The 5,801-nt window shown below is 70.7% G+C and carries 6 protein-coding genes; 3 read left to right on the top strand and 3 right to left on the bottom strand.

Annotation, left to right across the window (positions count from 1 at the left end):
* Nucleotides 1–259 precede the first annotated feature (259 nt).
* The 3 genes from FNH05_RS30310 (at nt 260) to FNH05_RS30300 (ending at nt 3,159) form a co-directional block, all read left to right on the top strand.
* Complete coding sequence (locus FNH05_RS30310) at nt 260–1,102, top strand: trypsin-like serine peptidase (protein WP_246128021.1); 843 nt, start codon at nt 260–262, stop codon at nt 1,100–1,102.
* Between the two features lie 169 nt (nt 1,103–1,271).
* Nucleotides 1,272–1,760, top strand: a complete 489-nt coding sequence (locus tag FNH05_RS30305; RefSeq protein WP_144592274.1) for a beta-class carbonic anhydrase — start codon at nt 1,272–1,274, stop codon at nt 1,758–1,760.
* A 151-nt stretch (nt 1,761–1,911) separates the two neighbouring features.
* Nucleotides 1,912–3,159 carry a PucR family transcriptional regulator gene (locus FNH05_RS30300; RefSeq protein WP_186382814.1) on the top strand — a complete coding sequence of 416 codons (1,248 nt, stop codon included), beginning with the start codon at nt 1,912–1,914 and terminating at the stop codon, nt 3,157–3,159.
* Here FNH05_RS30300 and FNH05_RS30295 read toward each other — a convergent pair.
* From FNH05_RS30295 to FNH05_RS30285, 3 genes are all read right to left on the bottom strand, one after another.
* Complete coding sequence (locus tag FNH05_RS30295; RefSeq protein WP_144592272.1) at nt 3,108–4,760, bottom strand: long-chain fatty acid--CoA ligase; 1,653 nt, start codon at nt 4,758–4,760, stop codon at nt 3,108–3,110. The two genes, FNH05_RS30300 and FNH05_RS30295, sit on opposite strands and share 52 nt — an antisense overlap.
* 131 nt (nt 4,761–4,891) lie before the next feature.
* Nucleotides 4,892–5,245: a hypothetical protein gene (locus tag FNH05_RS30290; RefSeq protein ID WP_222426750.1), complete on the bottom strand. Its 354-nt coding sequence runs from the start codon at nt 5,243–5,245 to the stop codon at nt 4,892–4,894.
* Nucleotides 5,246–5,268: 23 nt separating this feature from the next.
* Nucleotides 5,269–5,801 (bottom strand): TNT domain-containing protein (locus FNH05_RS30285; RefSeq protein WP_144592270.1); only part of this gene is annotated, 533 nt, incomplete at its 5' end.

Genomic DNA, 5,801 nt, shown 5'->3' with positions numbered 1-5,801 from the left:
CGGCGCACCCAGGGACGGCGGGTGCGGCGCCGCCGCGCCCGCCGTGACTCCTTGATCACCCCGGTATCCGCCCCGGTCTCGGCCCCGGTCTCGGCCTGTGTGTCCATCGCCTGCCTCTCCCCCGCCACGACACGCCCGCGGCCGCGACTGCTCCTCTTCGGACCCCACCCTGCCTCATGCGGTGTCAAGACTGTGAAACGGCTGTGGATACGGCGTTTTCGAATGGTGCCCCGGCGCCGGGTGTGATGATGTGGGTGCCGTGGCGACCAAGATGTTCACCCCGGCCGGCATGGCCACGATCTCGGCACTGCTGGCCCTGTGCACCGCCTGCGGTTCGGTCACCGGAAACGCGGAGAGCGCGGGCGGCAGCACCGGGAACACCGTCCCGGAAAGCTCTCCCGTCGCGCACGCGACCACCCCCGGGACGACCACCGGCGACACGACCGTCACCCCGGCGCCCGCTCCACCCGCCGGGCTCGCGGTCGGTGCCCTTTTCTCCGGGGACAGCCACTTCTGCACCGCCAGCGTGATCCACAGCCCCGCGGGGAACGTGGTGCTGACGGCCGCGCACTGCCTCAGCGACGGCTCGGGCGCGGAGGTTCGCGAAGATCTGACCTTCGTGCCCGGATACCACGACGGGGCGGAGCCGGTGGGCCGGTGGACGGTGACCGAAACGGTGATCCCGGCTGGCTGGTCCTCCGATTCCGATCCCGATCTCGACTTCGCGTTCCTCATCGTGCATCAGGACGGAAACCCGGCATCGGTGGAAAGCGTGGCGGGCGCGAACCTACTGGGCCACAACCGCGGTTTCAGCCACGAGGTGACCGTCAGCGGATACCCGGACTCCCAGGACGCCCCGCTGGTCTGCCACAGCACCAGCAGCGAGTTCACCACCTACCAGGAACAGGTGGCCTGCCCGGGGTTCACCAACGGCACCAGCGGCGGACCATGGGTGACCGATGTGGACCCCGCGACCGGGTACGGCACCGTGATCGGCGTGATCGGCGGCTACCAGGAGGGCGGGGACACCGCCGACCTGTCCTACAGCGCCTACTTCGACAGCGACATCCAGCACCTGTTCGACTCGATCGGTTCGCGGTAGCGGCGGCCGTCACCCCACCGGTGGTTTCCCAGAGTGTGATATCGCGCGAATTCGCCGTCGGCCGGCATTAGGGTCGGCCGCACGATCACCACCGGGAACAATTTCTTTCGGCATGCGAAGAAATAGTCCCGCCGGTGGCCGCCGAATTCCGATCCGTCCTGGAGGAACCGTGTCCGTCACCGACGAACTGCTCGCCAACAACGCTCGCTACGCCGAGACCTTCACCGGCCCGCTCCCCCTGCCGCCTGCCAAGCACGTGGCCGTGGTGGCCTGCATGGATGCCCGGCTCAACGTCTACGGCGCGCTCGGCCTCGCGGAAGGGGAGGCGCACGTCATCCGCAATGCCGGCGGAGTGATCACCGAAGACGAGATCCGCTCACTCGCCATCAGCCAGCGCCTGCTCGGCACCCGGGAAATCATTCTCATCCACCACACCGACTGCGGAATGCTGACGTTCACCGACGAGGAATTCCGGCAGGCCATTCACGATGAGACCGGGATCAAACCGCCGTGGGCGGCCGAGGCGTTCACCGACCCCGATGCCGATGTCCGCCAGTCCGTCGCCCGCATCAAGGCCAGCCCGTTCATCCCGCACACCGATTCGGTCCGCGGCTTCGTCTTCGACGTGGCGACCGGCAAGCTCAACGAGGTCGCCTGAGGAGACCCGGATGTGCCGTGAAGGGCCCCTTCACGGTCGAATCGACTGTGAAGGGGCCCTTCACGGCTCACCCCAGGCATCGGGTGCGGCCGTTCCGGGGACGGGAACTAGACTCCACGGCCAAAGCGGGCGACGACGCCGAGGCGGGTGGATGAGCGAACAGGCACGGCAGGCACCGGACGCGACCCTGCTGCGGTCACTCACCGGCTCGTCACTGTCCCGGCTGCCGAAGCTGGCCGAAAGGCTGGTGGACCAGGTGTGGGAGGACATCTACGTCCCGCGCGGTCCGGTCCCCAAGGACGATCTGTGGCGGTCCTGCCACGACAACCTGGCCAGCATGCTCAAGACCCTGCGCGGGGCCCCGTCGGCGTCCGCCCTGCTCGAAACGGCGCGTTCCACCGGTTCCCGCCGTGCCTGGCAGCGGTGCCCGCTGCCGTGGGTGCAGCACGCCTGGCGGGTCGGGGGCCAGGTGATGTGGGAGGACTTCGCCGCGCAGGCGGGCAGTGACGACGCCGACGAGTTGCGGCGCCTCGTCGAGTCGGTCACCACGGTGTGGGGCGTGGTCGAGGGTTTCTCGGCCGAGATGGCGGCCACCTACCAGTCGGTGGAGCAGGACCTGCTCGGCGAGCCCGACCGCCGCGTGCTGGAGCTGCTCGACGCGGTCCTCGACGGTACGCTCGACGGCCGCCTTACCGGTTCGCCCGGCGAAGCGGCCCGGACGTTGGGGCTGCCCACCGGCGGGCCATTCGTGGTGATCGTGACCGAGGAGTCGCGCCAGGCCACGCTCCGCCACCTGACCCGCACCCTGCGCCTGCAGGGCCTGCCCACGGTGTGGCGCCGCCGCGGCGGGCCGGCCGTGGGCATCGCCGCGGCCGGGGACCGCGATCCCGAACCCCTCCGCACCGCGCTCGACGGGGTGCTCTCCGGCCGCACCGGGCTGTCCCCGGCCGTGACCGGGTTGCCGGACGTGCCGGAGGGCCGCCGCCTGGCCGAACTGGCCATGAACACCGTCCCGCCCGGCACGACCGGCGTCGTCACGCTGGACGAGCACCTGCCGGACGCGCTGCTGATCAGCTCACCCCGGCTGGCCGGGCGCCTGATCGAGGTGACCCTCGGGCCGCTGCTCGCGCTCCCGGCCACCGAGCGTGACGAGCTGCTCGGCACCGCCGAGGCCTGGCTCCGCTCGGCCGGTTCCGCGGTGCAGGCGGCCCGCCTGCTCTACTGCCACCGCAACACCGTGCTCAACCGCCTGGCCCGCATCCACCGGCTGACCGGGCTGGACCTGGCGGACACCGGCTCGTGGTCCCAGGTCTCGCTCGCCCTGTCGGCGCTGCGGTACCAGCGGGGTCAGGCCCCGGGCGCGGGCTCCTCCAGGGACCGGGGCATCCCCTCGGGGTAGAACCGTTCGCGCAGCGTCTTCTTCGAGAACTTCCCGGTGCTGGTCTTGGGCACCTCGTCCAGGAAGAACACCTCGTCGGGCAGCCACCACTTGGCCACCCGGGGCCGCAGGTGCTCGATGATGTCCCCGGCCTCCAGCCGCACCCCCTCGGCGAGCACCACGCACGCCACCGGCCGTTCCGACCACCGCTCGTCCGGTTTGGCGATCACCGCCGCCTCGGCCACGCCGGGGTGCGCCATGATCTCGTTCTCCAGCTCCACCGAGGAGATCCACTCGCCACCGGACTTGACCAGGTCCTTCGTCCGGTCGACCAGCCGCAGGTAGCCGTGCTCGTCGAGGGTGGCCACGTCGCCGGTGCGCAGCCAGCCGTCCTCGGTGAACGAGCCCGCCCCGCTCTCGTTGCCGTAGTACGAGGCCGCGATCCACGGCCCCGCGGCCTGCAGCTCACCGGCCGACCTGCCGTCCCACGGCTGCTCCTGCCCGGTCTCGGGATCGACGATGCGCAGGTCGACCAGCGGCACCACCTGGCCCTGGCTCGCCCGGACGTCGGCGAGCGCGGCGGTGTCGAGCCCGTCGTGCTGGGAGCGGAGGGTGCCGAAGCTGGCGATCGGGCTGGTCTCGGTCATGCCCCAGGCCTGGGTGATCGGCAGGCCGATGCGCTCACGCCACGCCTCGGACAGCGCCCGCGGCACGGCCGAGCCGCCGCCGATGACCATGCGGAGGCTGGACAGGTCGAAGTCGCGCAGCAGCGGGACGGCACCCATCCAGATCGTCGGCACCCCGGCGGTGATGGTGACCCGGTGGCGCTGGACCAGGCCGAGCAGCGCGGCCGGCTGCAGCGCGGGTCCGGGGAACACCAGGTCGGCCCCGGCCATCACGGCCGCCGAAGGCAGGCCCCAGGCGTTGACGTGGAACATCGGCACCACCGGGAGCAGGGTGTCCCGCTCGCCGAGGCCCGCCGTGTCGGCGGTGAGGCTGATCAGGGAGTGCAGGACCGTCGAGCGGTGCGAGTAGAGCACGCCCTTGGGGTTGCCCGTGGTGCCGGAGGTATAGCACAGCGCGGCGGCGGTGTTCTCGTCGGCGACCTCGAACCGGCCGGCGAACGGCTCGGCCGCGGCCAGCAACTCCTCGTAGTCGTGCACGCGCTCGTCGTCGGGGATCTCCGCGTCGGCGCCGTCGTCCATCACGACCCAGTGCCGCACCCCGGTCAGTTCGTCCGCCAGCGGCCACAGGATCGGCAACAGCGAACGGTCGACGAACATCACCTCGTCGGCGGCGTGCTCCACGATGTAGCGGATCTGGTCGGCGAACAGGCGGATGTTCACCGTGTGCAGGACGCGCCCCGTGCAGGGCACCGCGAAGTAGAGTTCGAGATGGCGCTGGGTGTTCCAGGCGAAGCTGCCGACCCGCGCTTCGGCGCTCACGCCGAGCGAGTCCAGCACGGTGGCCAGGCGGCGGACGCGCCCCGCCCATTCCCGGTAGGTGACGCGGGTTTCCCCGGCGGGGCTCGCGGTCACCATGGACTTGTGACCGAACAGCCGTTCCGCCCGGTGGAACACGTGCGGCAGCGACAGCGGCCGGTCTTGCATCAATCCGTACATCGCCTCTCCTCGTCGAGCTCAGCGATGTCTTTGTGACACGAGCCCGCGCAAGGGGGCAAAACACTTCGACGAACTGCCCAACGCGGCGGCACGCCGGTTGGTCGGAATGCCCTCGTGGCGCCCGCCCGGGGTCAGTCGTGGTCGCGGCGGGCCCGGTGGTACTGCTCCCAGGCCCGCCGCTGGATCTCTTCCCGGTGCTCCGCCAGTTCGGCGAGGGTCTCCGCCGAACCGGGCGGCGGTTCCGGCGCGCGGCGGGTGAGGTGCTCGTAGAGGTGGCGGCAGGCGGCTTCCTCGCTGCCGAACCGCCGCACCGGCTCCTCGACGCCCCGCTCCCACACGCTCACGAGCCAGCCGTCACCGGTCTCGCGCAGCACGTGGTAGGAGTCCAGCCGGGGCGTGCCCGGGCTGCTGACACCGGGGATCAGGTACTCCGCCTCGGGTACCCCTGCTTCGCGGAGTGCGGCGTCGAGTTCGTACCGGTTCATCGGCCCTCTCCCGCCCTGCGTCATCAGTTCACCGGTTGAAGGTAACCATTGTCGATCAGGAACTGCGTGTCCACGCGCTGGTTGAGCGGATTGGGCACGTAGTTCGGGTTCACGACGTACTGCAGGCCACCCCCGGGCTGCCCGAACCAGGCTGCCGCGGCGCCCGCGTCAACGTCGAACGGCTTGAGCACCCTGAAGACGTGGTAGTTGTTCGGGTACCTGGGGTCGATCGTGTCGAGGTTGCTCGGCGGCAGGGCCCGCTTCTTGTAGAGCACACCGAAGGGCGACAGGAACCGCCCGCTGTTGGCGCCGAACCGGTCGATGTACTGCCCGGTCATGAGGGTGACGCGGGTCCGTCCGTCCTCGAAGCCGTCGTTCGGCGGGTATCGCCAGCCGCTGACCGTGTAGTCCCAGTAGCAGGCGATGAACTGGCGTGGGGACAGCGCATCCGTGCGGTGGTAGCCGCGCAGCAGCGGGCCGACGAGGCCCCTGGTCGGCAGGTGTGCCGGACCGAGGCGCCAGTCGCCGAGGAAGTAGCGCTCGAACGGGGCCGGAG

This window comes from Amycolatopsis rhizosphaerae, assembly GCF_007713715.1.
Classification (GTDB): Bacteria; Actinomycetota; Actinomycetes; order Mycobacteriales; family Pseudonocardiaceae; genus Amycolatopsis_E; species Amycolatopsis_E rhizosphaerae.
The sequence above is the reverse complement of the archived record's forward strand: the minus strand, read 5'-3'. Positions and strand labels throughout refer to the sequence as shown.

Bases quoted from the DNA above. Each gene is read 5' to 3' on its own strand.
- FNH05_RS30300 (WP_186382814.1), top strand. From the start codon at position 1,912: ATGAGCGAACAGGCACGGCAGGCACCGGACGCGACCCTGCTGCGGTCA.
- FNH05_RS30290 (WP_222426750.1), bottom strand. From the start codon at position 5,245: ATGAACCGGTACGAACTCGACGCCGCACTCCGCGAAGCAGGGGTACCC.
- FNH05_RS30295 (WP_144592272.1), bottom strand. From the start codon at position 4,760: ATGTACGGATTGATGCAAGACCGGCCGCTGTCGCTGCCGCACGTGTTC.